Annotated in this window: 23 protein-coding genes; 8 read left to right on the top strand and 15 right to left on the bottom strand. The window is 66.7% G+C overall.

Going from position 1 to position 25,312, the window contains the following annotated elements:
* Positions 1-17 precede the first annotated feature (17 nt).
* Both C7I84_RS19040 and C7I84_RS19045 read left to right on the top strand, forming a co-directional pair.
* Positions 18-935, top strand: a complete 918-nt coding sequence (locus C7I84_RS19040; RefSeq protein WP_245428499.1) for a polysaccharide lyase family 20 protein — start codon at positions 18-20, stop codon at positions 933-935.
* Between the two features lie 148 nt (positions 936-1,083).
* Positions 1,084-1,644 carry a GNAT family N-acetyltransferase gene (locus tag C7I84_RS19045; RefSeq protein WP_106773801.1) on the top strand — a complete coding sequence of 187 codons (561 nt, stop codon included), beginning with the start codon at positions 1,084-1,086 and terminating at the stop codon, positions 1,642-1,644.
* A 24-nt stretch (positions 1,645-1,668) separates the two neighbouring features.
* Here C7I84_RS19045 and C7I84_RS19050 read toward each other — a convergent pair whose 3' ends face one another.
* Positions 1,669-2,526, bottom strand: a complete 858-nt coding sequence (locus C7I84_RS19050; RefSeq protein ID WP_106773802.1) for an AraC family transcriptional regulator — start codon at positions 2,524-2,526, stop codon at positions 1,669-1,671.
* Between the two features lie 287 nt (positions 2,527-2,813).
* On the opposite strand from C7I84_RS19050, the gene C7I84_RS19055 reads away from it, so the two are divergent.
* The 6 genes from C7I84_RS19055 (at position 2,814) to C7I84_RS19080 (ending at position 11,591) form a co-directional block, all read left to right on the top strand.
* Positions 2,814-4,463: an FAD-dependent oxidoreductase gene (locus C7I84_RS19055; RefSeq protein ID WP_106773803.1), complete on the top strand. Its 1,650-nt coding sequence runs from the start codon at positions 2,814-2,816 to the stop codon at positions 4,461-4,463.
* A gap of 451 nt (positions 4,464-4,914) precedes the next feature.
* Positions 4,915-5,376 (top strand): nuclear transport factor 2 family protein, encoded by a 462-nt coding sequence (locus C7I84_RS19060; RefSeq protein WP_106773804.1) that lies wholly within the window; start codon positions 4,915-4,917, stop codon positions 5,374-5,376.
* A gap of 194 nt (positions 5,377-5,570) precedes the next feature.
* The gene (locus C7I84_RS19065) at positions 5,571-7,487 is read left to right on the top strand and encodes an ABC transporter ATP-binding protein (RefSeq protein WP_106773805.1); all 1,917 of its coding nucleotides are present in this window, start codon (positions 5,571-5,573) and stop codon (positions 7,485-7,487) included.
* Positions 7,487-9,385, top strand: coding sequence for an ABC transporter substrate-binding protein (locus tag C7I84_RS19070; RefSeq protein ID WP_106773806.1), 1,899 nt, complete (start codon positions 7,487-7,489; stop codon positions 9,383-9,385). The genes C7I84_RS19065 and C7I84_RS19070 overlap by 1 nt, the downstream gene beginning before the upstream one ends.
* Positions 9,386-9,387: 2 nt before the next feature.
* On the top strand, positions 9,388-10,386 hold the full coding sequence (locus C7I84_RS19075; RefSeq protein ID WP_106773807.1) for an ABC transporter permease: 999 nt from the start codon (positions 9,388-9,390) through the stop codon (positions 10,384-10,386).
* 14 nt (positions 10,387-10,400) lie between these two features.
* Positions 10,401-11,591, top strand: a complete 1,191-nt coding sequence (locus tag C7I84_RS19080) for an ABC transporter permease (protein WP_106773808.1) — start codon at positions 10,401-10,403, stop codon at positions 11,589-11,591.
* 177 nt (positions 11,592-11,768) lie between these two features.
* Here C7I84_RS19080 and dhaK read toward each other — a convergent pair whose 3' ends face one another.
* The 14 genes from dhaK to C7I84_RS19155 all read right to left on the bottom strand — a co-directional run bounded on the left by dhaK (position 11,769) and on the right by C7I84_RS19155 (position 25,303).
* On the bottom strand, positions 11,769-12,755 hold the full coding sequence (gene dhaK, locus C7I84_RS19085; protein ID WP_106773809.1) for a dihydroxyacetone kinase subunit DhaK: 987 nt from the start codon (positions 12,753-12,755) through the stop codon (positions 11,769-11,771).
* 365 nt (positions 12,756-13,120) lie between these two features.
* Positions 13,121-13,579, bottom strand: a complete 459-nt coding sequence (locus C7I84_RS19090) for a hypothetical protein (RefSeq protein ID WP_106773810.1) — start codon at positions 13,577-13,579, stop codon at positions 13,121-13,123.
* Positions 13,580-13,582: 3 nt separating this feature from the next.
* Complete coding sequence (gene ptsP, locus C7I84_RS19095; RefSeq protein ID WP_106773811.1) at positions 13,583-15,238, bottom strand: phosphoenolpyruvate--protein phosphotransferase; 1,656 nt, start codon at positions 15,236-15,238, stop codon at positions 13,583-13,585.
* A 177-nt stretch (positions 15,239-15,415) separates the two neighbouring features.
* Positions 15,416-15,718: an HPr family phosphocarrier protein gene (locus tag C7I84_RS19105; RefSeq protein WP_106773812.1), complete on the bottom strand. Its 303-nt coding sequence runs from the start codon at positions 15,716-15,718 to the stop codon at positions 15,416-15,418.
* 16 nt (positions 15,719-15,734) lie between these two features.
* The gene (dhaM, locus tag C7I84_RS19110; RefSeq protein WP_106773813.1) at positions 15,735-16,124 is read right to left on the bottom strand and encodes a dihydroxyacetone kinase phosphoryl donor subunit DhaM; all 390 of its coding nucleotides are present in this window, start codon (positions 16,122-16,124) and stop codon (positions 15,735-15,737) included.
* Positions 16,125-16,733: a dihydroxyacetone kinase subunit DhaL gene (gene dhaL / locus C7I84_RS19115; RefSeq protein ID WP_106773814.1), complete on the bottom strand. Its 609-nt coding sequence runs from the start codon at positions 16,731-16,733 to the stop codon at positions 16,125-16,127.
* Between the two features lie 337 nt (positions 16,734-17,070).
* Complete coding sequence (locus C7I84_RS19120; protein ID WP_106773815.1) at positions 17,071-18,087, bottom strand: ABC transporter ATP-binding protein; 1,017 nt, start codon at positions 18,085-18,087, stop codon at positions 17,071-17,073.
* Positions 18,080-19,177, bottom strand: a complete 1,098-nt coding sequence (locus C7I84_RS19125) for an ABC transporter ATP-binding protein (RefSeq protein ID WP_106773816.1) — start codon at positions 19,175-19,177, stop codon at positions 18,080-18,082. Before C7I84_RS19125 ends, C7I84_RS19120 begins: the two co-directional genes overlap by 8 nt.
* Before the next feature lie 4 nt (positions 19,178-19,181).
* The gene (locus C7I84_RS19130) at positions 19,182-19,385 is read right to left on the bottom strand and encodes a hypothetical protein (protein ID WP_106773817.1); all 204 of its coding nucleotides are present in this window, start codon (positions 19,383-19,385) and stop codon (positions 19,182-19,184) included.
* Between the two features lie 148 nt (positions 19,386-19,533).
* Positions 19,534-20,481, bottom strand: coding sequence for a carbohydrate ABC transporter permease (locus C7I84_RS19135; protein ID WP_106773818.1), 948 nt, complete (start codon positions 20,479-20,481; stop codon positions 19,534-19,536).
* Positions 20,478-21,410 carry a carbohydrate ABC transporter permease gene (locus tag C7I84_RS19140; RefSeq protein WP_425351362.1) on the bottom strand — a complete coding sequence of 311 codons (933 nt, stop codon included), beginning with the start codon at positions 21,408-21,410 and terminating at the stop codon, positions 20,478-20,480. The genes C7I84_RS19135 and C7I84_RS19140 overlap by 4 nt, the downstream gene beginning before the upstream one ends.
* 131 nt (positions 21,411-21,541) lie before the next feature.
* Positions 21,542-22,873, bottom strand: coding sequence for an ABC transporter substrate-binding protein (locus C7I84_RS19145; protein WP_106773820.1), 1,332 nt, complete (start codon positions 22,871-22,873; stop codon positions 21,542-21,544).
* 376 nt (positions 22,874-23,249) lie between these two features.
* The gene (gene tagH, locus C7I84_RS19150; protein ID WP_106773821.1) at positions 23,250-24,620 is read right to left on the bottom strand and encodes a type VI secretion system-associated FHA domain protein TagH; all 1,371 of its coding nucleotides are present in this window, start codon (positions 24,618-24,620) and stop codon (positions 23,250-23,252) included.
* 134 nt (positions 24,621-24,754) lie between these two features.
* On the bottom strand, positions 24,755-25,303 hold the full coding sequence (locus C7I84_RS19155) for a DUF6931 family protein (protein ID WP_106773822.1): 549 nt from the start codon (positions 25,301-25,303) through the stop codon (positions 24,755-24,757).
* Positions 25,304-25,312: the final 9 nt, after the last annotated feature.

Below are 25,312 nucleotides of genomic sequence, written 5' to 3' on the forward strand. Positions count from 1 at the left end.
TCGCGGCTCTCTGTTGGATGTCCGCTCCGGCCGTCGCCGATCCCGGATCGATCGTGCTTTCCGACGGCTTCGAGGGCACCGACTTCGCCGACAGCGGCGGCCTCTACTATCGCGAGAACTATGAGCAGACCGCCGGCACCGCCGAGTTCCAGAAGGAAGTCAAGCGCACCGGCAACGGCGCGCTCAAGCTCAGCATCAAGCCGCTGTGCGGCGCCACCAACGACGGCTGCAGCGAACGCGCCGAGGTCTGGGAGAAGACCGAGCTGCGCGTGCCCTACGACCAGGGCGTCTGGTACGGCTTCGCCGTCCGGTTCGGCGAGCCGATCCCGCAGGACGACCACCGCTATTTGATCGCGCAATGGAAGCGCGAGATCGATCCCGGCGCGGAGGGCGATTTCAGCCCGTTCCTGGCGCTGCGCCTGCGCAACGGCAAGCTGTTCGCCACGATCGAGACCAACTATCTCGCGCCGGGCGGCGATGCGGCGAACGGCACGGCCGCAAGCTGTGGCGACGGTACGGTCCCGGTCTGGTTCCGGCCGGAGACCAATCAGATGCGCGCGCTGATCGCGACGGAGGCGGACTGGACGCCGGAGGACGGGCGCATGTTCAGCGCCTGCACGCCGGCGCTGCAAATCGTCGACCACGGCAACAAGCTGCCGGCCGCCGATTCCGGCTGGATCGACTTCGCCATCTACACCAAGCCCGGACCGGACGGCACCGGGCATGTCGAGATCTTCGCCAACGGCAAGCCGATCGTCACCGTCAAGGGCCATATCGGCCATGCCGACAAGGGTCTGGGCAAGAACCAGTATTTCAAGTTCGGCCCGTACCGCGCCGCGCACACGACCGAGTGGACGCTCTACTACGATGATTTCCGGCGCTCGCCCAACTGCGCCGACGTGCTCGCCGGCGGCGACTGCCCGGCACCTGAATAGCCGGCGGGCGATCTGCCCTGGCTTCTCCCTGCCAAACCTGATCGGCAGACAATCCTGGGAATGAAAAGGCTACGGAAGACAACCGCTGCAAAGAAGCCGGGTCCCGGCAGCCACCGGCTATCGTGATAGTTCCAAGTCGCAGGTGACCATGGAAACCGCACTGGAAACCGAGGCGCTGATCCTTCGCCCCTGGCGGCTCGCAGACATCGACCAGCTCGTCGTGGGCCTGAACGACATCAAGGTCTCGCAGTGGCTGGCATTCGTTCCGCACCCGTATCTGCGATCGGACGGCCTGAAATGGATTGAACATTGCAAGCGGCTTTCGCCTGGTGAAGGCGCGCAGCGTGATTACGAATTTGCGATCGAGCGGAAAGTCGATCACGCGGTGGTCGGCGGCGTCAGCTTGAACAACATCGACACAGGGCGCGGCCGCGCAGGCGGCGGAATCTGGATCGGCGCGCCGTACCAGCGTCTGGGCCATGGACGCGAAGCATTCGGCGAGCGCATCCGCTTCGCTTTCGACACGTTGCATCTGCTCGAACTTCACAACGGCTACTTTGCCGGCAACGAACCGTCGTGGGTTCTGCAGAAGCGCTTTGGTTACAAGCGCATTCCCGCGCAGCCGCGTCGGCGCCAGTGCCTTGCCGACGGGTCGTGGAAAGACGAGATCCTGACCAGCTTGCACAGGGAGGATTGGATAGGGAACTAGGGGCTGGGTCTGAATACCCAGACCTCAGTTCTTCCGGATCCGGCTCGGCGTCCTGCCGAGCTTGCGCGTCAGCGTCGTGGTCAGATGCTGCTGCGAGGCGAAGCCGCAGGCCAGCGCGACGTCGGCGATCGGCAGGTTGGACTGTTCGAGCAGGACACGGGCGCGCTCGACCCGGCGGCTGATCACGAACTGGTAGGGCGACAGGCCGGTGCGGGCCTTGATGCCGTCGAAGACGCAGCGCAGCGGCAGGCCGGCAACACCGGCCAGGCTTTCGCAATTGATGGCGCCCTCCAGCCCGGCCTCGATGAAGTCGACGATTCGCCGGAAGGCGGCGTCCGACAGCCCTGAAGCGTCGGCAAGCCGGCCGGCTCGCAGGCCGCGCATGGTCTCGACATAGACCATGCCGCCCAGATACTGGATCTCCAGCGGGTCGAGCATGGCGCCGGCGGCGATCCTGTCGCGAGCATAGCGCGCCAGATGCCGGATGGGGCCGGTGCCGATGTTGTTGGTGCTGCCGGAGATGCCGCACTGCCGCAGTCCCCGCTCCGATATCGCCTCCTGGAACACATCCGAATAGGCGAAGGCGACGAAGCCGTGGCGCACCGAGCGCGCCAGCACCCGCACATTGCCGCGTCCCGGATGGAAGGCGGATGTTTCGCCGCGGAACACCAGCGGGCCTTCGCGGCCGTCGTCGAAGCGGCTGGTCGAGTCGATGTCGCCGAGCAGCAGGCACACCACGTCGGAGCCGTTGGCGAACTCCAGCGCATAGGGCCGCGAACCGGCCACGCAGTAGTCGACGCCGCCATGGCTGGCACGCTCGGGAAACTGCTCCAGACCGCCATAGCGGACAGGCATGGCGCGCCCGATGGTCGCTGCTGCCATTCACGCTCCTCCAGCAGCGGCAGGTCAGACCACCGCTGCGTTCCGTGAATTTTCGCTCGTACGAGGTTTTGATGGCCTCGGCCCCGGTCTCCTCCCCGGACGGGCAAAATCTACACCATCCGGGAGCCGGTTCAATCGCCGCGAGGACGCCAGGCCGTCCAAAATGCCGGCATTTTCTGCGGAAACGTGGAAAGACCGGCAGCATTCTGGAAGAAAATCGGTGGAAAGCAGGGAAGAATCTCCGGCTTCGAGCGGCTTTTTGCCCGCGCAAAAGCAGGGAGGAAACCATGTCTTCGATCGCCAGGAGGTCGGCCTTGCCGGCCAGGGCCGGCGGCTTCGACGCGCAAGCCGACGTGATCGTGGTCGGCAGCGGCGCCGGCGGGCTCGCCTCGGCGCTGTTCAGCCGCTGGCGCGGAAACAGCGTCGTGCTGCTGGAAAAGGCCGACGAGCTCGGCGGGACCACCAAGAAAGCCGCGTTCTGGTACTGGGTGCCGAACAACCGGCACATGCGGGAAGTCGGCATCGAGGACCGCAAGGAGGACTGCATCCGCTACATGGCCCGGCTGTCGCGGCCAGAGGCCTACAATCCCGACCATCCGACGCTCGGCCTGTCGCAATGGGAATACGACGCCTATGCGGCCATCTACGACAACGCCTCGCCGGCGACCGAACTATTGGCCGAGAAAGGCGCGCTGGAATACCGGCATTGCGACTTCGTGCCGGACTACTGGGCGGAACTTCCCGAGGACAAGGCACCGAAGGGCCGCGTGCTGCTGCCCAAGGGGGCGCGCGAGTCGATGTCGGACGGCGGCGAGGTGGCGATCCGCGCCATGAGCGCCAAGGCGCTGGCCGACGGCGTCGACATCCGCGCCGGCCACCGCGTGCAGCGCGTCATCGTCGACGACAACCGCGCCGTGGTCGGCGTGGAGGCCGACGTCGCCGACAGGCGGACCCTTCGTTTCGGGGCGCGCAAGGCGGTCATCTTCGCCTCCGGCGGCTTCACCCATGACGAGACGATGCGCAGGAATTTTCAGAGCGTGCCGGTGTTCGGCGGCTGCGCGGCGAAGAGCAACGAGGGCGATTTCGTCAACATCGGCGCGGCGGTCGGCGCCGAGCTGCGCAACATGAACTATGCCTGGATGTGCCCGATCGTGCTGGAAAAGGCGCTGAACGGCGATCCGGGGCTGATCGGCACGTTCTCGCCATCGGGCGACTCGATGATTTATGTCGATCGCAACGGCCGGCGCGTCACCAACGAAAAACTCGCCTACAACGAATCCGCGCAGGCCTTCTTCACCTGGGATCCGGCCGCCTCCGCCTACCCCAATTTGGTGCTCATCGCCATCTGGGACGAACGCAGCCAAAAACATTCGGCGAGCGACGAATACGGTCGCTTCATCGTGCCGGAAGGCAGCGACGACGCGCATGTGATCCGGGGCGGCACGCTTGCCGAACTGACCGCCAACATCCGCGAGCGGCTGAACAAATATGCCGCCCGCACCGGCAACCTGGCGCTGGCGGAGAGTTTCGAGGCGACGCTGCGCGCCACCGTCGAGCGCTTCAACGGCTTCGCCGAAGCGGGCCGGGACCTCGACTTCCGCCGCGGCGAGCGGCAGGTGGAGCTGCTGTTCAACGGTCCGGCCGCGGAAAGCCCGGCCGCCCCCAACCCGACCATGTATCCGATCAGCGGCAAGGGGCCGTATTATGCGGCGCTGCTTTCCGGCGGCAATCTCGACACCAAAGGAGGTCCGGTCACCAATACGGACGGGCAGGTGCTCGACCACACCGGCACGCCGATCGCCGGGCTCTACGGCGTCGGCAATTGCGTGGCGTCGGCCTCGGCGCGCGCCTACTGGGCCGGCGGCGCGACGCTCGGTCCGATCCTCGCCTTCGCCTATCTGGCCGCCAACGCCGCCGACGCGGAGCCGCGGCGCTGACAGAGGCGGCAAACGCAAAATGAATTCGGCGGCCCTTGCACCCCCACCCCTACCCCTCCCCTCAAGGGCAGGGCAATCGCATATGCCGATGATGATCGTCATTCCGGGGCCGCGCAGCGGAACCCGGAATCCAGAGCGTTGGTGTCGAAGGAAAAGCGAAACCTCGCAAATATCCAGCCATTTCGAGCAGCGTCGGCACTCTGGATTCCGGGTTCCGCTGCGCGGCCCCGGAATGACGACGCAGAGCTGTCTGCCGCTCCGATACAACTCATATGCGATAGCCCTGCCTCGAGGAGGAGGGCGACATTGTGGCCGCCATGCCGAGTGAAATCATCGACGATTGGCGCCTGGTGGAGACGCAAGCCGGTTCCCCTCCTCCCAAGGGAGGCGTAGGGGTGAACTCACACGCGACAGCCTGCCACAACGATCATAACCAAAAGAGGAGAAAACCATGGCATTGACCACCCAGACGATGACCGACGAGCAGAGGAAATCGGTGGCGACCGAATATCTGAAGGCCTTCGACAATGGCGGCGTGACCTCGTCCGGCGGGTCGATCCTCGACCTCTTCGCCGAGGACGCGCAGGTCTATTTCCCGAAATGGGGACTGGCCACCGGCAAGGAGCAGATCGGAAAGATGTTCGGCGACGTCGGCGGCACTCTGAAGTCGATCGTCCACCACTACTCGCACTTCAACTGGATCTTCTCGGGCTCGGACCTCGTGGTCTGCGAGGGAACCAGCCACGGCGAGCACCAGGACGGCCCGTGGCGCGCCGGACTGCCGGAATGGCAGGCCGGACGCTGGTGCGACGTCTTCGAGATCCGCGACTGGAAGATCCAGCGCTGCTTCATCTATCTCGACCCGGACTATGCCGGGAAGGATACGGCACGCTACCCGTGGCTTGCATCCTGACACGGAATCTTCAAGATTCCGTCATGTATCGCGCATAGAACAGCGCCTTCAAACGGCCCGGTCGAAGCCAAGTCTTCGGCCGGGCCGCATAGCAGTTTCACCAATCCATCCGCACGGCCTTTGCAGGCGATCTACTGTCGGCTAGTGTCGCGTTGTTGGGGCATTTGTGACGTGGGTGGGGGCAGTCGCAAGACATGAACGCGGCGGCTAAGAGTTCAAGTGGCGATCTTCTCCGGATCGAGAACCTGGGTATCTCGTTCGCGATCGTCGGCGGGCCCGTGCATGCCGTGCGCAACGCCAGCTTCCGCGTCCTGCCCGGCAAGGTGACGGCGCTGGTGGGCGAATCCGGGTCCGGCAAGTCGGTGATCAGCCAGGCCGTGATGGGCATCCTGCCCAATACCGCGCGGGTGCGCGGGTCGATCCTCTTCGACGATCCGCTGACCGGAAAATCCACCGACATCCTGCAATTGCCGCGCGACGGCGAGGACATCCGGGCGCTGCGCGGCAGCCGGATCGGCAAGATATTCCAGGAGCCGATGACGTCGCTGTCGCCGCTGCACACCATCGGCAACCAGATCGACGAAGCGCTCAAAATCCATTCCGACCTCGATGCCGCCGAGGTAAAGGCGCGCACGCTGGAGATGCTCGGGCTGGTCGGCTTCCCCAATCCGGCGCGGGCCTACGGCATGTATTCGTTCGAGCTGTCCGGCGGCCTCAGGCAGCGCGCGATGATCGCCATGGCGCTGCTCTGCCGGCCGGCCCTGCTGATCGCCGACGAGCCGACGACGGCGCTCGACGTGACTATCCAGGCGCAGATCCTGCACCTGCTGCGCGACCTGCAGTCGCGGCTGAACATGGCCATGCTCCTGATCACCCACGACCTCGGCGTGGTCGCCAACGTCGCCGACGAGGTGGTGGTGATCTACCACGGCGAGATCATGGAGGCGGGCACGGTGGAGGACATCTTCCGCAGGCCGCAGCATCCGTACCTCAAGGGCCTCATGGCGGCGGTGCCGCATTTCGACATGAAGCCGGGCGAGCGGCTGAAGGCGCTGCGCGACGTTCCGGTCAAGGTCGGCACCCTGCTCGACAGTCCGAAGGCGAAGGCGACCGCCGCCGTCGCGCAACCGCGCTCCGACGTGCTGCTGTCGGCACGCGACCTGGTCAAGTCCTACACGACCCGCGGCTCCGGCTGGTTCGGCAAGGGCCGGGACAGGCCGGTGAAGGCGGTGGACGATGTCGGCTTCGACATCAGGCGCGGCGAATGCCTCGGGCTGGTCGGCGAGAGCGGATGCGGCAAGACCACGATCAGCAAGATCCTGATGCGGGCGGTCAGGCCGGACAGCGGCAGCGTCGTCTTCAACGGCGCCGACGGGCCGATCGACCTGCTGGCAGCGGAAGGCGAGGCGCTGCGGGCCGTCCGCACCAAGATCCAGATGGTGTTCCAGGATCCGGTCTCGTCGCTGTCGCCGCGCATGACGGTGCAGAACATCATCAGCGAGCCGCTGGAGATTCACGATCGCGGCGACGCCCAGTCGCGGCTGCAGAAGGTCACCGCGCTGCTCAAGGCGATCGGCCTCGACGAGCGGGCGCTGAACCGCTACCCGCATTCCTTCTCCGGCGGGCAGCGGCAGCGCATCGGCATCGCGCGGGCGCTGGCGCTCGGGCCGGAACTGCTGATCTGCGACGAGCCGGTGTCGGCGCTCGACGTGTCGGTGCAGGCGCAGATCCTCAATCTGCTCAAGGACCTGCAGTCAGAGCTCGGCCTCACCTACCTGTTCATCTCGCACAATCTGGCTGTCGTCGACTACATGGCCGACCGCATCGCGGTGATGTGCGCCGGCCGCATCGTCGAACTCGCGCCGTGCGAGACGCTGATGGAGCGCCCGGTCCACCCCTACACGCGGTCGCTGCTGGCGGCCGTGCCGTTTCCGGATCTCGACCGTCCGCTCGACTTCGATACGCTGCATGCCGCCGGCGCCTCCGACCAGAACGCCTGGGCGCCGCAATTCCGCAATGACGGTGACGGGGACGCGCTGACGCCGACCGATCTCGGCGGCGGCCATCTGGTGCTGGCGCGACGCTCCGTCGATAAAAGGGAGCTGGTCTGATGCTGACGCGCCGCACCGCCCTCGGGCTTTTCGCCACGGCCCTCCTGCCGGCCAGACTGAAAGCGGCCGACCGGGAGCCCGACTATCTGCGAAAGCGGATCGACGCCGGCGAGCTGCCGCCCGCCGCCGAACGGTTGCCGAAGGTGCCGCGCGTCATGGACGTCACGGAGTTCGGCGGCCTGCCGGGACGGCACGGCGGAACCATCCGCACCATCGTCAGCAGCCAGAAGGACATCCGGCTGATGACGCTCTACGGCAACACCCGGCTGGTCGGCTACGACCGCAATCTGGCGTTCGTCGCGGACGTCCTCGAGAGCTTCGACGTCGTCGAGGGACGCATCTTCACCTTCAAGCTGCGCGACGGCCACAGATGGTCCGACGGAGCGCCGCTGACGGCCGAGGACTTCCGCTACTGCTGGGAGGACGTGCTCAACAACGAGGACCTGAGCTCGGGCGGCCTGTCGGTCAGCCTGCTGGTCGGCGGCGAAAAGCCGCTGTTCGAGATCGTCGATCCGCTGACCGTCCGCTACACCTGGAAGGCGCCCAATCCCGACTTCCTGCCGAACCTGGCGGCGCCGCAGCCGCTGACCCTGGCGCTGCCCGCCCATTATCTCAAGCAGTTCCACAAGAAATACCAGGACGAGGACAAGCTCGCCAAGCTGATGAAGAAGAACAAGGCCAAGAAGTGGACCGGCCTGCACATCAAGATGTCACGCACCTACCGGCCGGAGAATCCGGAGCTGCCGATGCTCGATCCGTGGTGCAACCGGACCCCGCTGCCGGCCGAGCAGTTCGTGTTCGAGCGCAACCCCTTCTTCCACCGCACCGACCAGAACGGGCTGCAGCTTCCCTATATCGACAAGGTCGTGCTCAGCGTCAGCTCCTCGTCGATCGTGCCGGCCAAGACCGGCGCCGGCGAGAGCGATCTGCAGGCGCACGGCATCGACTTCAACGACTACACCTTCCTCAAGGATTCCGAGAAGCGCTACCCGGTCAAGGTCACGCTGTGGAAGAAGACGCAAGGCTCGCGTTTCTCGATCCTGCCCAATCTCAACTACGACGACCAGGTCTGGTCCAATATCCTGCGTGACGTACGCTTCCGCCGCGCCTTGTCGGTGGCGATCAACCGCCACGAGATAAACATGGCGTCCTTCTTCGGCCTGGCGACGCCCAGCGCCGATACGGTGCTGCCGCAAAGCCCGCTGTTCCGGCCGGAATTCGCAAACGCCTGGATCGACTACAATCCCGATCTCGCCAACAGGCTGCTCGACGAAGCCGGCCTGGCGCAGCGCGACGACGACGGCATCCGCGTCCTGCCGGACGGACGCCCGGCCCAGCTCATCGTCGAGACGGCCGGCGAAAGCACGCTTGAGACCGACGTGCTGGAACTCGTCTCCGACCACTGGATGCAGGTCGGCCTGGCGATGTTCATCCGGACCTCGCAGCGCGACATCTTCCGCAGCCGCGCGCTCGCCGGCAAGGTCATGCTGTCGCTGTGGCAAGGCCTGGACAACGGTGTGCCGACGGCCGACATGAGCCCCGCCCAACTCGCGCCGACCGCCGAATACGCGTACCAGTGGCCGTTGTGGGGCGTCCACTACGTTTCGCACGGGGCACAGGGCACGGCGCCGGACCTGCCCGAAGTCGTCGAGCTGATGCGGCTGCTCGGCGAATGGCAAAGGTCCGCCTCGATGGCCGACCGAACGCGCGTGTGGGACCGGATGCTGTCGATCTATACCGACCAGGTGTTCTCCATCGGCACGGTCAACCAGTCGCTGCAGCCCATCCTGCGGTCGGCGCGGCTGCACAATTTGCCGGAAGACGGCATCTACGGCTTCGACCCGACCTCCTACCTCGGCTTCTACAATCCCGACACCTTCTGGCTCGAGGACGCCTGACCGTGATCCGCTACATTTTCTGGCGCATCGCGGTCATGGTGCCGACGCTGCTGATCATCTCGGCGCTGGTGTTCGCCATCATCGAGCTGCCGCCCGGCGACTATTTCGAGAGCTACGCCGCCGAGCTGCAGGCGCAGGGCGAAGGCGTCGACATGGACAAGATCAACGCGCTGCGCGCCGAGTACGATTTCGACAAGCCGCCGCTCATCCGCTACTTCTACTGGGTCGGCGGGATGCTGACTGGCGATTTCGGCTACTCGTTCGAATACGAGCTGCCGGTGACGGACGTGGTCGGCGACCGGCTGTGGCTGACCGTGCTCGTCTCCTTCTGCACGATCGTGCTGACCTGGCTGATCGCCTTCCCGATCGGCATGTATTCGGCGACGCACCAGTACAGCTGGGGCGACTACGGGCTGACCTTCCTCGGCCTGCTCGGCATCGCCATCCCCAACTTCATGCTGGCGCTGATCTTCATGTATTTCGCCAACATCTGGTTCGGCACCTCGATCGGCCATTTGATGGACCAGAAATATCTCAGCCAGCCGATGAGCTGGGACAAGGCGAAGTCGATCCTCGAGCATCTGTGGATACCGGTGATCATCATCGGCACGGCCGGCACCGCCGGCATGATCCGGCGGCTGCGCGCCAACCTGCTCGACGAGCTGCAGAAGCAGTACGTCATGACGGCGCGCGCCAAGGGGCTGCATCCGTTCCGGACGCTGGTCAAATACCCGCTGCGCATGGCGCTCAACTTCTTCATCGCCGACATCGGCTCGATCCTGCCGGCGATCATCTCGGGCGCCGAGATCACGGCGATCGTGCTGTCGCTGGAGACGACCGGCCCGATGCTGATCAAGGCCCTGCAAAGCCAGGACATGTATCTCGCAGGGTCCTTCCTGATGTTCCTTGCCTTCCTCACCGTCATCGGCGTGCTCATCTCCGACCTGGCGCTGGCGTTGCTCGATCCACGCATCCGGCTGCAGGGCGGGAGCACCAAATGACGACATCGCCGCCAATGACGACGGAGGCGACGACGTCGCCGCTGCCGGCGCCGGGCGCGCCGCTCGGCCATTTCGTCTCCACCGCGCCGTTCGACCCGCTGTCGGTCGAGGCGATGACGGAGGAGCAGGCCAAGGTCTACCAGGCCTCGCAGCTCAGGCTGATGTGGTGGAAGTTCAAGCGCCACCGGCTGGCGCTGTGGTCGGCGATCTTCCTCGCCGCGCTCTACTCCATGATCGTGATCTGCGAGTTCGTGGCGCCCTACAATCTGCACACGCGCAACGTCGACTTCATCCACGCGCCGCCGCAGCGCGTCCATCTGTTCGACAATGGCAGCTTCGTCGGGCCGTTCGTCTACGGCCGCACCATGACGCTCGACATGGACACGCTGAAGCGGGTCTATGCCGACGACCGCACCCAGGTGCAGAGGCTGCGCTTCTTCTGCTCCGGCGATCCCTACAAGTTCTGGGGCGTCGTGCCGGCCAGCTTCCATTTCGTCTGCCCGGCCGAGGGCGGCCAGTTCTTCGCGCTCGGCACCGACCGGCTCGGCCGCGACGTACTGTCGCGCATCATCTACGGCGCCCGCATCTCCCTCACCATCGGCCTGATCGGAGTCGCCTTCTCCTTCGTGCTCGGCGTCGTCATCGGCGGGCTCGCCGGCTATCACGGCGGCGTCTTCGATCTCGTCGTGCAGCGCGTCATCGAGGTGCTGCAGTCGCTGCCGAGCATCCCGCTGTGGATGGCGCTGGCGGCGATCATGCCGGTGACCTGGAGCCCGATCGTCATCTATTTCGGCATCACCATCATCCTCGGCCTGCTCGACTGGACCGGGCTGGCGCGGGCGGTACGCTCGAAGCTCCTGTCGCTGCGCGAGGAGGACTACGTGCTCGCCGCGCAGCTGATGGGCGCAAGGCCCGCCCGCATCATCGGCCGCCACCTCGTCCCAGGCTTCATGTCGCACCTGATCGCCTCGGCAACCATCGCCATCCCCGGCATGATTTTGGGCGAGACGGCGCTGTCCTTCCTCGGCCTCGGCCTCAGGCCGCCGATCACCAGCTGGGGCATCCTGCTCACCGAGGCGCGCAGCGTCAACGTCATCGCCTTCTATCCCTGGCTGCTCTATCCGATGATCCCGGTGATCCTGGTCATCCTCGCCTTCAATTTCATGGGCGACGGGCTGAGGGACGCTGCCGATCCGTATCGGTGAGGGCTGAGTTTTCTCCCCCCTTGAGGGGGAGAAGGCCGCGAAGCGGCCAGAGGGAATTGGCCCAGGCAGCGCGACGCCCGGTCTGCCATGCAGAAAGCCAACAAGGAGTCGAGCACTGCCGCAGCGACCCCACCCGGCCGCTTCGCGGCCACCCTCAAGGGGGAGGGAGAGCCAGCGCTACATCCCCCACCTGAGCGCCGCCGTATGCACCGGCGCGTTCCAGAGCCGTGCAGTTTCGTCGTCGAGGATGGACAGCGTGATCGAGCAGCCTGCCATGTCGAGCGAGGTGACGTAGGAGCCGACCAGCGAGCGAACGATGGTGACGCCGCGCTTCTCGAACAGCTTCCGAGCGCTGTTGTACATCAGGTAGAGCTCCATCGACGGCGTCCCGCCAAAGCCGTTGACGAACAGCAGGGCGTTGCCGTTTACGCGCATACCGAGATCGCCGGCGATCGCCGCGCAGATCTCGTCGGCGATCTCGTCCGCGCTCTTCAACGCATCGCGACGGCGGCCGGGCTCGCCATGGATGCCGACGCCGAACTCCATCTCGTTGTCGCCGATGTCGAAGGTCGGCCTGCCGGCGGCGGGCACGGTGCATGAGGTCAGCGCCACGCCCATCGAGCGCGTCGCCGCGTTGACCCTGTCGCCCAGCGCCTTGAGCTCGGCCAGCCCCCTGCCCTCCTCCGCTGCCGCGCCGACGATCTTTTCGACCACCAGCGTTCCCGCGACGCCGCGCCGGCCGGTGGTGTAGAGCGAATCCTCCACCGCCACGTCGTCATTGGTGACCACCTGCATGATTCCCTCCGACATCTCGGCGGCCATGTCGAAATTCATCACGTCGCCTTCGTAGTTCTTGACGATGAACAGGCAGCCGGCGCCGGTGTCCACCTCGGCGGCGGCCTCGACCATCTGGTCGGGCGTCGGCGAGGTGGAGACCTGGCCGGGGCAGGCCGCGTCCAGCATGCCGTGTCCGACGAAGCCGCCATGCAGCGGCTCATGGCCCGAGCCGCCGCCCGAGATCAGCGCCACCTTGCCGGGCTTCAGGCTCCTGCGGCGGATGAACTTGTGGCCGCCGCCGAGCGCAAGAATGTCGGCATGGGCTGCGGCGAAGCCGTCGAGGCTCTCGGTCAGCACCGTGTCGACGGAATTGATCAGTTTCTTCATGGTTCCTCCTCCCGATCGGCTTGGCTATGGTAGTATCGGCTGGCGCGCATACGGCTCCCGATGAAAGCACTTCGGGCTCGCCACCTCCCCCTGCCCGGGCAGGGCTGTCGCATACGAGTTCACCCCCACCCCTAACCCCTCCCCTCAAGGGGCCTCAAGGGGGAGGGGGACCGGGCGGCGTCTCCACCGAGCACCAATCGTCGACGGTTTTGCGTTGCATAGCGGCCGCAAAGTCCCCCGCCCCCTTGAGGGAGGGGTCAGGGGTGGAGGTAGAGGGCCGAGCAACAGTTCCTGAAATCCGATATGCGATTGCCCTGCCTGCCGGGAGAGAGGAATCGCTAACCGCGGTCCATCACGGGATTGCTTCATCGGTCACCCCTGTGGCCGCCGGTATTGCCGTCCTTCTCAAACAGATCGGCGATCCTCTGCACGAAATCGGCGACGGCGCGGTCGAGGGCGGCGTTCTTCGCCGTGTCGCCGAGGTCCGGCACGCCGATCGACAGATGCCGCGTGCGGGTGAAGCCGGCCGGCAGCGGCGCCTTGCCGGGATGGGCGCGCTCGTAGGCGGCGAGAAACCGGTCGCGCTCGGCCGGGCCGAAATGGCAGACGGCGATGATCACCGGCAGGTGCTTTGCCGGGATCGGCGTCGAATAGGCGGGGCTGGCGATCTGGGTGACGAAGCTGCGGTTCTTGCCGAGCTCGTCGGCCAGCCGCTGCCGCGTGCCGGACGGGCGGCGGTCGATGATCTCGGCGAGCAGCGTCTTGTAGGCGCGGATCGCGTCGTCCGCCGCGGCGCCGTCGGGCGTTTCCTCGTCGGCCGCCATCACTCAGAGCTCGACCGCCGCGATGGCGGCCTTGGCCGCGGCGAGCTGCGCCGGCACCGCGGAAAGATCGCGCAGGCCGGCCGCGAGCAGCGCGGGGATAGCGGCCGGGTCGCCGCCGGCATCGCCGCACAGGCTGACGGGGATTTTTTGCTCGCGCGCGAAAGCCGCCACGTTGCCGATCAGCCGCAGCACGGCCGGATGGCCGACGTCGTGAAGGGCCGCGACGCGGCCGTTGTCGCGGGCCGCGGCAAGCACATACTGGGTGAGATCGTTGGAGCCGATCGAGAAGAAGGCGGCGTCCGAAAACAGCTCCGGCGCCACGGCGACCGATGGCACCTCGACCATGATGCCGAGCGGCGGCATTTTGTGGGGCACGCCCGCCTTCGCCAGCATTGCCGCTTCGTCCGAGAACAGGGCGGCGGCCGCCGCATATTCGCCGGGAACCGCCACCATCGGGACCATCACCTTGAGATTGCCGTGGACGGCGGCGCGCAGCAGCGCCCGGATCTGGACGCGGAAAATCTCCGGCCGCGCCAGCGACAGCCGGATGCCGCGCAGGCCGAGGAACGGGTTGGTCTCCTCCACCGTGAAGCCCGGCACCGGCTTGTCGCCGCCGGCGTCGACCGTGCGGATGGTCACCGGCTTGCCGCCGGCCCATTCCAGCACCTTTCGATAGGCGGCGAGCTGCGTCCCCTCGTCCGGCAATACCTTGCCGAACAAGAACTCGGTGCGCATCAGGCCGACCCCGTCGCAATGGCCGATGTCGACGGTTTCCACGTCGGAGGGGTCGGCGATGTTGACCTGCACGCGGATGGAGGTGCCGTCCCTGGTTGCGGCGGGCTGGGCGAGATAGGTTCTTGCGACCTCGCGCCCTCGGCGAAAACCCGCCGCGGCTTCATGGAAGGCCGCCGCGGCGACCGGATCGGCATCCACGATCAGCCGGCCGTGCTCGGCGTCCAGCAGGCCAAAACCCCCGGCGCCGGCCAGGCTCTCGCCAAAACCGACCGCCATCGGCACGCCGCGCCCGCGCGCCAGCATGGCGACGTGGCTTGCGGCACTGCCGGCCGCCAGCGCGATGCCGCCGCCGGCGCTCCAGTCGGTCTGCAGGAAACGGGTCGGCGTGATGTCCTCGCCGACCAGGATGGCGCCGGCCGGCGCGGCTTGCTCGCCTTCGCCGGACAGCGCCCGCAGGACGCGGTCGCGGATGTCGGCGAGGTCGGCGGCGCGGGCGCGGAAATAGTCGTCCTCGGAAGCCTCGTAGCCTGCGATCTCGGCATCCAGCGCCATGCGCCAGGCCATGTCCGCCGGCTCGCCGGCTGCGATCGCCTCCAGCGCCGGCGCCGCCAGCGCATCGTCGGACAGCATGGCGATCTGGAACTCCAGCATGTCGGCGGCTTCGCCCGACATTTGTGCCGCAAGCTCGGTGAGCCCATCGGTCGCGGCGGCCATCGCCTGATCGAGCGCGGCCTTCTCGGCATCGGCCGAGCCTTTCGGGCTGTAAGTCGCCTGCGGACGGTCGAGGCGGAAGAGCGGGCCTTCGGCGTAGCCGGGCGAGGCGGGAGTGCCGAGCGACAGCGAGCCATTCGCTGTCGCGTTGCGTTCCTTCCCATCCGCTCCGACCTCGCGCTCCTTCGCACCCCCCTCTGGCCTGCCGGCCATCTCCCCCGCAAGGGGGGAGATTGGCAGCGTCGGTCTCGCCGCTCGTTCTGCACCGGCAGAGATGGGCGAAAGCGGCGGCGACGGCTGATCTCCCCCCTTGCGGGGGAGATGGCCGGCAGGCCAGAGGGGGGTGCGACCAGGCACGACCTTCTCCGATTCTCTCATGCTGACCGCTTGCTAAGCCGTCCGCGCATGCGCCTCGTCCTCGTCGAAATTGCGCTCGACCAGCGCGGCGAGCGCCGCCACGGCCGCGGCGGCCGTCTCGCCGCGGGCGCGCAGGTGCAGCACCGTGCCCTTCGGCGCCTTGGCGGCCATCATCTTGACGATGCTTTTCGCGTCGAACCACGGCCCGTCGGCGGCGAGCGCCACCTCGACATCGGCGGCAAACGTCTTCGCCAGCTTGGTGAACTTCACCGAAGGCCGCGCATGCAGGCCGACCTCGTTGGTGATGAGGACCGTGGTTTGGGCGGTGTTCGACATCAAACTTTCCCGTTGCTCAGGCCGGCGCCAGTTCGTGCGCCGTGGCTACGACATCCTGCAGCGATGCGCCACCCGAGGCCTCGGTCGCCGCCATCACGGCGCCCTCGACGATCGGCGCGTTGCAAATGACGATCCTGGAAGCGCGCGGCTCGCCGATCATCTCGACCGCCATCTCGCTGTTGGTCTCGGCGCCGCCGAGATCGACGAGGATGGCGACGCCGGCTTCCGACCACGCCTTGTCGATCGCCTCCATGATGGCGCCGACCGACGTGCCCAGCCCGCCCTCGCCGTTGCCGCCGCACCAGGCGAGCGGCACCTCGTCGCCGACCATCTGGCGCACCATGTCGGCGGTGCCTTCCGCGACAAGCGGCGAATGCGACACGATGACGATCCCGACATTGCTCATTCAGACGTCTCCAAGGGTTTCAACGACGGCGCGCACAAGCAGCGCCGAGGACCGCGCGCCGGCATCCATATGGCCTATCGAGCGGTCGCCGAGGAAGGAGGCGCGGCCGCGGATCGCCTTCATCGGGATGGTCGCCTCGGCGGCCGCATCGGCGATCGCGGCGATCTCGGGCAGGTTCTTGCCTTCGACGAGCGCCGCCTGGACGGGATAGAGCACGTCGAGCATGGTCTTCTGGCCGGCCTGCGACTTTCCGCGCGCCGCGACGGCGTCGACGGCCTTCCTCAGCGCCTCGGCCACGCTCACCCGGTCCTGCGTTGCCGGCCATTCCTTGCCGAGCGTCATCAGCAGCGTGCCGTAGAGCGGGCCCGACGCGCCGCCCACCGTCATCACCAGCTTCATGCCGACCGCCTTCAGCGCCTCGGGCAGCGGCTTCGCCGCGAACGCATCGGCCTCGGCGCGCACCGCCTCGAAGCCGCGCTTCATGTTGAGCCCGTGGTCGCCGTCGCCGATCGCCTGGTCGAGGGCGGTGAGCTCGTCGGCGTGCGCGGCGATGGTGTCGGCCGCGGCGGCGATGAGGGTGGGGAGGGAGGCTGGAGCTACGTTCGTCATGGTATCCACCCGGCCTTACCCCCACCCCTCAAGGGGGAGGGGGATTCTGCCGCGTAGACGCCCCCCTCCCCCTTGAGGGCAGGGCTATCGCATATGAGTTTACCCCCACCCCTAACCCCTCCCCACAAGGGGGACCGGCTGGCGTCTCCGCCGAGCACTAATCGTCGACGGTTTTGCGTTGCATAGCGGCCGCAAAGTCCCCCTCCCCCTTGTGGGGAGGGGCTAGGGGTGGGGGTACAGGGCCGAGCGGCAGTTCCTGAAATCCCATATGCGATTGCCCTGCCCTTGAGGGGAGGGGTTAGGGGTGGGGGTGGCAGTCGCAAAAGGAGCATCTTTCCTACCCTCCGATCCTCTGACCGCTCGCGTCGAAGAACAGCGGGTCGCGAAAATGGATAGTCACCTTGTCGCCCTTGCCGAACGGCGTGTCGGGATCGACCAGCGTGATCAGCTTCCTGCCCCCGACGATGAGATGCAGATGGTTCTGGTCGCCGAGATGCTCGATCCAGTCGACCACGCCGTCGGCATGGCCGTTGGCGGCCTTGTCGATCGCCAGGTGCTCGGTGCGGGCGCCGATGGTGGCGGTGCCGGGCGGCGCGTCGGCATCCGGCAGCAGGCCGCGCGGCAGAAGGTTGATCGCCGGCTGGCCGAGGCGCGCGGCGACATGCAGGTTCGCCGGCTCGGTGTAGATGGCGCGCGGCGTGCCGATCTGGACGAGCTCACCGTCGGCCAATATGCCGATGCGGTCGGCCATGGTCATCGCCTCGATCTGGTCGTGGGTGACGTAGAGCACGGTGGCGCCGAGCTCGCGCTGGATGCGCTTCAGCTCCAGCCGCAGCTCGCCGCGCAGTTTTGCGTCGAGCGAGGACAGCGGCTCGTCCATCAGAAAGATCGACGGCTTGCGCACCAGCGCGCGGCCGATGGCGACGCGCTGCATCTCGCCGCCGGAGAGTTTGGTCGAGCGGTTCTCCAGCTTGTGGTCGATGCGCACCAGCCGCGCCACCTCGGCGACGCGGCGGCGGATGTCAGCCTCGCTCATCCTGCGGGCCGGCGAGCGCAGCGGGAAAGCGAGATTGTCGAAGACCGAGAGGTGCGGATAGAGCGAATATTGCTGGAAGACGAAGGCGACGTCGCGCGCCGACGGCTCCAGCCGCGTCACGTCGCGGCCGGCGATGTGGACGCTGCCGGTGTCCGGACGCTCCAGCCCGGCGACGAGCCGCAGCGTCGTCGTCTTGCCGGCGCCGGTGGGCCCCAGCAGTACCACGAATTCGCCGTCGGCGATGGCGAGGTCGAGCCCGCTGACCGCCTGCTTGTCGCCGAACGCCTTGGCAACGCCTTTCAGCCTGACGTCAGCCATGTGCCGCTCCTTCATAGAGCGCCGTGCGGATCGCCCGGCCCGACGCCTTGTCGAACAGCGACAGGCGCGCCGCGTTGAGCGTCAGCCCGACCGGTTCGCCGGCCGTCAGCCGGATGTCGGCCGGGACGCGCGCCTTGACCATGCCGCCCGCCGTCTCGACGGCGACGATCTGGGTGGTGCCGAGATATTCGGTGCCGTAGACGGCGCCGCGCAGCGTCGAGCCGCCGTCGAAGCGGATGTGCTCGGGCCGGAAGCCGAGCGCCATGTCGGCCGGCGCCACGTCCTCGCGCAGCTCGGGCACGGCGACCGCCGCGCCGTCGACGACGATTTCCTTCGCACCTCGCCGCAGAGCGCCGGCGAAGGGTAAGAAGTTCATCGGCGGCGAGCCGATGAAGTCGGCGACAAACATTGTGGCCGGGCGATCGTAGATCTCGCGGGGGCTGCCGAACTGCTCGATGACGCCGTGGTTCATCACCGCGATCTTGTCGGCCATGGCCATGGCCTCCAACTGGTCGTGGGTGACGTAGACCGTGGTGGCGCGGATGCGGTTGTGCAGCTCGCGCAGCTCATGGACCATCAGGTCGCGGAACTCGGTGTCGAGCGTGCCGAGCGGCTCGTCCATGAGAAAACATTTGGGCCGGCGCACGATGGCGCGGCCGAGCGCCACGCGCTGGCGGTCGCCGCCGGCGAGGCCCGACACCGGCCGGTCGAGCAGATGGTCGATCCTGAGCAGCCTTGCCGTCTCCTCGACGCGCTGGCGGATCCCGGCGCGCGGCATGCCCTGGGCGAGCAGCGGGAAGCCTATGTTTTTCCTGACGTTCATGTGTGGATAGAGGGCGAAGAGCTGGAACACGAAGGCGATGTCGCGCTCGCGGGCGCGCTTCTGCGACACGTCCTCGCCGCCGAGCAGGATTTTTCCGCTGCTGGGCAGCTCCAGCCCGGCGATCATGCGCAGCGTCGTCGTCTTGCCGCAGCCAGACGGGCCGAGCATGACGAAGAACTCGCCGTCCTCGACGACGAAATTGGAGTTCTGGACGGCGGTGAAGCTGCCGAACTCCTTCCTGAGATTTTCGACGCGGATCTCGGCCACCGCCCTACTCCGGAAACTTCGAGACGACGATGAACATCAGCGTGCCGAAAAGCATGGTGACGAAGGACCAGGTGTAGAGCGCCAGCGCGAAGGGCTGGAACAGCATCAGGAAGCCGATGCCGATGACGGCGGTGGCGAGGTTTTCCATCGGTCCGCGGCGGAGGATGGAGGGCCAGGCGGAGCGGCGTTTGGCGGGCGCGGCAGTCATGCGCAGCCTCCATCATCGAGGCCTTCCGTACCCCCACCCCTTACCCCTGCCCTCAAGGGGGAGGGGGTCGTCGACGCCTCAGAAACCCCCTCCCCCTTGAGGGAAGGGGTAAGGGGTGGGGGTGCGACGCGTGAAAACACCGGAGAACTCATTTCCGCACCGCCCCGAAGGTTATTCCGCGCAGCAGCTGCTTGCGCAGCAGGATGGTGAACACCAGGATCGGCACGAGGAAGATCGTCGTGCCGGCGGCCACCGCCGGCCAGTCCTGCCCGCCCTCGCCGATGATGGTGGGGATGAAGGGCGGCGCGGTCTGCGCGGTGCCGGAGGTGAGCAGGGCGGCGAAGGCGTATTCGTTCCAGGCAAAGATCAGGCAGAAGATGGCGGTGGCGGCGATGCCGGTGGTAGCCTGCGGCAGCACCACGCGCCAGAAGGCCTGCAGCCGCGTGTAGCCGTCGATCATCGCGGCCTCCTCGTATTCGCGCGGGATCTCGTCGATGAAGCCTTTCAGCAGCCACACCGCGAGCGAGACGTTGACGGCGGTGTAGAGCAGGATCATGCCGAGCGCGGTGTCGGAAAGCCCGATCTCGCGGTACATCAGGTAGATCGGAATGGCGACGGCGATGGGCGGCATGAAACGCGTCGACAGGATGAAGAACAAGAGGTCGTCGGCCAGGGGCACCTTGAAGCGCGAGAAGCCGTAGGCGGCAAGCGTGCCGAGGAACACGGCGAGGAATGTCGAGCCGAAGGCGATGACGATCGAGTTCAGGAAGCGCGGCAGGAAGTTGGACGGGCCGGCGATCACCATGTTGCGCTTGCGCGTGGTCTCGTCGCAGAACGACGTCGCCGGCGGCAGCGCGTTGATGTACTCCGCCGTCTGGCGGGTGCGGGTCGTGAACAGGTTGCAATAGCCCTCGATGGACGGCGTGAAGACGATTTTCGGGGGATAGGCGATCGAATCCGGCGGCGTCTTGAAGCTGGTGGCGAAGATCCAGAACAGCGGGATCATCGACACCACCGCGTAGACGATCACCAGCGTGGCGGCGACGCGCTTCGACGTCGTGCTCGGCTCGACGACGGAATGGGCGGCGGCGCTCATCGGCTCTTCACCCGGTTCAGGACCTTCACATAGATGTTGGCCAGCCCGAAGACGGCGACGAACAGGATGATGGCGAAGGCGGAGGAGAAGCCGGTGCGCCATTTCTCGAAGGCTTCGCGCTTCAGCGTGATCGAGGCGACCTCGGTGGTCGAGCCCGGCCCGCCGCCGGTCAACAGGTTCACCATGTCGAACATCTTGAAGTTCTCGATGCCGCGGAAGAGCACGGCGAGCATGATGAAGGGCAGCGCCATCGGCAGGGTGATCGACCAGAACTGCCGCCAGTTCGAGGCGCGGTCGACCTCCGCCGCCTCGTAGATGTAGTCCGGAATGGAGCGCAGGCCGGCCAGGCAGATAAGCATGACGTAGGGCGTCCACATCCAGGTGTCGACGATGACGATCGCCCAGGGCGCCAGCGTCACGTTGGACAGCATCAGGATCTCGGTGGGCGGAATGCCGGTGAAGAACGACACGATATAGGCGAACAGCCCGATCTGCGGTTCGTAGAGGAAGCGCCAGAAATTGCCGACGACGGCCGGCGACAGCATCATCGGCACGAGGATGATGGTGGTCCAGACGGCGTGGCCGCGGAATTTCCGGTCGATCAGATAGGCCAGCGTGAAGCCGATCAGCGTCTGCAGCACGATCGTCCAGAGGACGAAATGCGCCGTCGTCTGCATCGCCATCCAGGTGTCGCTGTCGGTCAGGATGCGCGCGTAGTTGGAGAGGCCGATATCCTTCACCGCCTCGTTCGGGCGGTTGGCGCGGTAGTTCGTGAAGGAGAGCCGGATCGTCCAGATCAGCGGAAAGATGTTGATGGCGAGCAGCAGCAGGATGGTCGGCGCGATGAATATCCAGGCGACCATCCGGTCGGAGAGGCCGCGGACCGTCGTGGCCAGCGGCTCCGGCGTCGCCCGGGCGGCTGCCTCCATCGTCCGATCCAGTAGGGAGGGGTGAGTGTCCGTCACGACGGGCCTTCTGCCGGTCAGGTCTTGCATGATTGGCGGTCTCCGTCCCGCGCCCATGCTAACACGGCGCGGGACGGACTTGGGAGGACGAGGACCTACATCTTGCCGTCGTCTTCGAAGACTTCGGTCCAGTCCTTAACCAGCCCGTCGAGCGCTTCCTTGGCCGTGCCCTGGCCGGCGACGACGTAGTCGTGGAAGCGCTTCTGCGAGGCCTGCAGCAGCGAGGCGTAGCTCGGCTCGGCCCAGAAATCCTTCACGATGGCCATCGAGTCCAGGAAGGTCTTCGCATAGGGCTGGCTGTCGGGGAACTTCGGATCCTCGACCACCGCCTTGAGGCAGGAGAAGCCGCCGAGCGACCACCATTTGGCCTGCACGTCCTTGTCGGCGAACCATTTGATGTATTTCAGCGCCGATTCCTGCTTGTCGGAATAGGACACCACCGAAATGCCCTGGCCGCCGAGCTGGGCGAACTGCTCACCGTCCGGGCCGGCCGGATTGGCGAAGAAGCCGACCTTGTCGCCGCCCACCGCCTCGTCCTTCTGCAGGCCGGGCCAGGTGAAGGCGAAGTTCATGTGCATGGCCACCTGGCCGGATTTGAAGGCGTCGACGCCTTCGCCCATGTAGCTGTTGGAGGCGCCGGGCGGCGTGCAGCAGTCGTAGAGCGCCTTGTAGAACTCCAGCCCCTTCACCGACTTGTCGGAGTTGACGAAGCCTTCCATCTCATAGGGCTTGTCGGGGTTCTCGTATTTGAAGCCGAAGGAATAGAGCACGTCCATGACGCCCATAGTGACGCCCTCGGAGCCGCGCTCGGTGTAGATCGAGGCGCCGTAGACCTTCTTGCCGTCGATCTCGCGGTTCTGGAAGAACTCCGCCACCTGCTTCAGCTGCTCGAAGGTTTTTGGCGCGTCGAGGTCCCAGCCATACTTCTCCTTGAACTCCTTCTGCAGCTCAGGCTTGGTGAACCAGTCCTTGCGGTAGGTCCAGCCGACCACGTCGCCCATCGCCGGCAGCGCCCAGTAGTTCGGCGTATTCTTCGGCCATTGCGAATAGCCGACGACGGTGGCGTCGACGAAGTCGCTCATCTTGATCCCTTCCTTGTCGAAGAAATCGTTGAGCTTGACGTAATGGCCGTTCTCGGCCGAGCCGCCGATCCACTGGCTGTCGCCGATGATCAGGTCGCACAGCTTGCCCTTGGAGTTGAGCTCGTTGAGGAAGCGGTCTGCATAGTTCGTCCACGGCACGAACTCGAACTTCATGCCGATGCCGGTCTGCGCGGTAAAATCCTTCGACAGTTCGACCAGCGCGTTTGCCGGGTCCCACGCCGCCCAGCAGAGCGTCAGGTCCTCGGCCTGCGAAACGCCCGTCATGGCCGTCGTGGCCGCCAGCGCGGCCGCCATTCCCAATGTCACCTTCAATGCCGATTTCATTGCCTACCTCCCATTTGCGAAAACGTCCGGCGACGGTTCTGAGCCCGGCTGCGCGGCGCGGGGCCGGACCGTCGCACGCTGCCCCTCCCGCGCCGGCCTTGTTCAGTAATTTGTTTAGTGATGCAGGAATTACTAAACATCGCAAGGGGAAAAGCATGCTGCGGCGCAGCATGTTTTTTGCGCGGAGATGGCAAATTCCGTCAGACATCGTGACCTTTTCCGCGACATGCCGTTGATTATCGGCAGAAATTTGCAGATCGACCTGTCTGCCGGCCGCGAAGCAGTCGAACCAGAAAACTAAACAAATCGAATGTGGTGAGCAGCCCGCCCCGAGCAGCGCGAGGCATTGAAACGGGTCAATCCGCCAACGGGCGCGTCACCCCTTCTTGTTCGTCTCGTCATAGGCCTCGGCGAAATAGCCGAAGAACACGTCCAGCATGCCGTTGTCGTGCGGGCCGGATTTCTGCTCCCAGCGCTCGACGAAGAGCTCCCAGGAGCGGCTCTTCCTAGACGAAAAGGCCGAGTTGCCGACCTTGGCCGAGATGGTGTCGGGCGACAGCTCGTCGAGAAGCCGGTCAAGCGCCTTCTGCATGGCCGCATAGGTGGCGAGCTCGTGCCGCTTGAGGTCGGCGAAGCCGGCTTCCAGGCTGGCCCTGGCACCGAGAAAGCCCGGCCGCCGGCGCGAGAACATCACGTCGATCGCCTCGGCTGCCGTCGGTATGAACTTCAGCGGATTGTTGTCTGCCGCGCCGATCATGGTGCGGCTGGCGCTCTTGGTCATCGCCTTGGCGGCGGCGCGGGCGCGCAGCAGCTGCGCGAGCTGCTCGGTGGCGACGCGCAGGAATTCGCCGACCTCCTGGCCGATCTCGGCGGGGTCGCGCCCGGCGAAGGTGTCGGGCGTCACGCCGGCGCCGGCAGCCAGCCCCTGCAGGAAGCGGGCAAAGGCCTGCTGATCGCCTGCCGGCACCGGGCCGGGCGGCTGCGGAAAGGCTTGCGGCGGGAACGGCGCCGCCGAGGCGGATGCCGCCGCCGGCTGACCCGGCGCGAAGGATTCGCCGGCCGCCGGCTGCGGCTTTGCGCGCGCCGGTGCCGGATCGGTCGGAGCCGGCTGGAAAACCGGCGCCGGGTGGGACGGGGCCGGTTCAGGCTGCGACCTGGCAGCGGGGGCAAAGGGCGGCGCCGGCTGTGGCAATCCCGCGTCGGCGGCATAAGGATCGGGGCGGGCAGGCTGCGACGGGGCCCCCGGGAAGGCGATGAACTGCTGCGAGAAATCGGCGTCGCGACGCCGGCCGGCCGGCCGGGCGATCAACTCGCGCCGGTCGATCGGCGGCGGGGCCGGCTCGCCGGCCCCCCAGATGTCGTCGGACGGTGTCGAGAAGTCCTGCCGCGCCTGCTGGAACGGATCCTCCGCCGCACCGGCCGATGCCTGCTCGTCCTCGACCTCGACGCGGATGACATAGTGGCCGATCGCCAGCCGGTCGCCGCTCGCCAGCCGGTGCGGGCTCTTCATCCTGGCCGTCGAGCCGTTGAGAAAGGTGCCGTTGCGCGACACGTCGTAGAGCCAGTAGCCGCCCTTCTCGAAGCGGACGTCGCAATGCAGGCCGGAGATGTGGCGGCCCGGGTCAGGCAAGGTCCAGTCGAGATGCTGCTGGCGGCCGATCTCGAAACCGCGGTTGCGCGCCTGGAAGCGGATCGGGCCGCCATCGGGAAGGGAATCGACGCTGTCGATCGTGAGCGTGATCGTCATCAGACCGCTGCAACCGCCTCCATTCCGCGCCGCACGCCGCGCGGGAGCTTACCGGGCGAGGCGTCGGCTGCGCAACAGCTTAGCGCGCAGGCGCGATCTTAGCGGATAGAGCCGGAGCGTGGCAGCCTCCGCCCTCAACTTTCCGTCATCTGGATGCCCATGGAGACGCAGGCCGACAGCACGGCGGCGCGCTGCTTGAGCGGCACGCGGGCGACCGCGCTGAGCACGGCGGCGTTCACCGCGCGCGCCGTCAGATGCGGCGGCGGCACCACCGGCGCCATGCCGGCCGGCGCCATCGAGCCGCCGCTCCAGCCGGCGGCGAGCGCGATCCAGGCGCCGGGCGTCTTCACCGGCGACGCCATGCCGGCATCGAGCGCGGCGTAGCGGCGCTCCTCCTCGGGCTCGCGCACCCACTCCTCGGCGGCCGTCAGCAGGTCGCGGTCCCTGGTCGCCAGGCCCTCCGGCAGGTTGACCAGGCATTGGTGCCCCCACCACACCGCCACCCGACGCGGCAGCAGATAGGCGCAGAAGGTGATCGCGTCCTCCGGCGTCGGGCTCGATACCAGGGCGCGCAGATAGTCTAGCGACGGCCGGTCGGCCGGCTCCGCCGTCATGTCCTCGGAGGCGGTCGGGAAGGTCTCGAAGAGTTCCTTCGCCGTGTTGAACCGAAGTCGGTTGCTCATCGCTCTCGT

Source organism: Kumtagia ephedrae (assembly GCF_003012745.1).
GTDB lineage: Bacteria > Pseudomonadota > Alphaproteobacteria > Rhizobiales > Rhizobiaceae > Kumtagia > Kumtagia ephedrae.

What these genes read in the sequence shown, in the direction of transcription:
- dhaK (WP_106773809.1), bottom strand. Translation starts at nt 12,755, where the DNA reads ATGAAGAAACTGATCAATTCCGTCGACACGGTGCTGACCGAGAGCCTC.
- C7I84_RS19140 (WP_425351362.1), bottom strand. Translation starts at nt 21,410, where the DNA reads ATGGAGGCAGCCGCCCGGGCGACGCCGGAGCCGCTGGCCACGACGGTC.
- C7I84_RS19060 (WP_106773804.1), top strand. Translation starts at nt 4,915, where the DNA reads ATGGCATTGACCACCCAGACGATGACCGACGAGCAGAGGAAATCGGTG.
- C7I84_RS19045 (WP_106773801.1), top strand. Translation starts at nt 1,084, where the DNA reads ATGGAAACCGCACTGGAAACCGAGGCGCTGATCCTTCGCCCCTGGCGG.
- C7I84_RS19105 (WP_106773812.1), bottom strand. Translation starts at nt 15,718, where the DNA reads ATGTCGAACACCGCCCAAACCACGGTCCTCATCACCAACGAGGTCGGC.
- C7I84_RS19040 (WP_245428499.1), top strand. Translation starts at nt 18, where the DNA reads ATGTCCGCTCCGGCCGTCGCCGATCCCGGATCGATCGTGCTTTCCGAC.
- C7I84_RS19050 (WP_106773802.1), bottom strand. Translation starts at nt 2,526, where the DNA reads ATGGCAGCAGCGACCATCGGGCGCGCCATGCCTGTCCGCTATGGCGGT.
- C7I84_RS19120 (WP_106773815.1), bottom strand. Translation starts at nt 18,087, where the DNA reads ATGGCTGACGTCAGGCTGAAAGGCGTTGCCAAGGCGTTCGGCGACAAG.
- C7I84_RS19090 (WP_106773810.1), bottom strand. Translation starts at nt 13,579, where the DNA reads ATGGCGGCCGACGAGGAAACGCCCGACGGCGCCGCGGCGGACGACGCG.
- C7I84_RS19080 (WP_106773808.1), top strand. Translation starts at nt 10,401, where the DNA reads ATGACGACGGAGGCGACGACGTCGCCGCTGCCGGCGCCGGGCGCGCCG.
- C7I84_RS19130 (WP_106773817.1), bottom strand. Translation starts at nt 19,385, where the DNA reads ATGACTGCCGCGCCCGCCAAACGCCGCTCCGCCTGGCCCTCCATCCTC.
- C7I84_RS19070 (WP_106773806.1), top strand. Translation starts at nt 7,487, where the DNA reads ATGCTGACGCGCCGCACCGCCCTCGGGCTTTTCGCCACGGCCCTCCTG.
- tagH (WP_106773821.1), bottom strand. Translation starts at nt 24,620, where the DNA reads ATGACGATCACGCTCACGATCGACAGCGTCGATTCCCTTCCCGATGGC.
- dhaL (WP_106773814.1), bottom strand. Translation starts at nt 16,733, where the DNA reads ATGACGAACGTAGCTCCAGCCTCCCTCCCCACCCTCATCGCCGCCGCG.
- dhaM (WP_106773813.1), bottom strand. Translation starts at nt 16,124, where the DNA reads ATGAGCAATGTCGGGATCGTCATCGTGTCGCATTCGCCGCTTGTCGCG.
- C7I84_RS19135 (WP_106773818.1), bottom strand. Translation starts at nt 20,481, where the DNA reads ATGAGCGCCGCCGCCCATTCCGTCGTCGAGCCGAGCACGACGTCGAAG.
- C7I84_RS19145 (WP_106773820.1), bottom strand. Translation starts at nt 22,873, where the DNA reads ATGAAATCGGCATTGAAGGTGACATTGGGAATGGCGGCCGCGCTGGCG.
- ptsP (WP_106773811.1), bottom strand. Translation starts at nt 15,238, where the DNA reads ATGGCCGGCAGGCCAGAGGGGGGTGCGAAGGAGCGCGAGGTCGGAGCG.
- C7I84_RS19155 (WP_106773822.1), bottom strand. Translation starts at nt 25,303, where the DNA reads ATGAGCAACCGACTTCGGTTCAACACGGCGAAGGAACTCTTCGAGACC.
- C7I84_RS19065 (WP_106773805.1), top strand. Translation starts at nt 5,571, where the DNA reads ATGAACGCGGCGGCTAAGAGTTCAAGTGGCGATCTTCTCCGGATCGAG.
- C7I84_RS19055 (WP_106773803.1), top strand. Translation starts at nt 2,814, where the DNA reads ATGTCTTCGATCGCCAGGAGGTCGGCCTTGCCGGCCAGGGCCGGCGGC.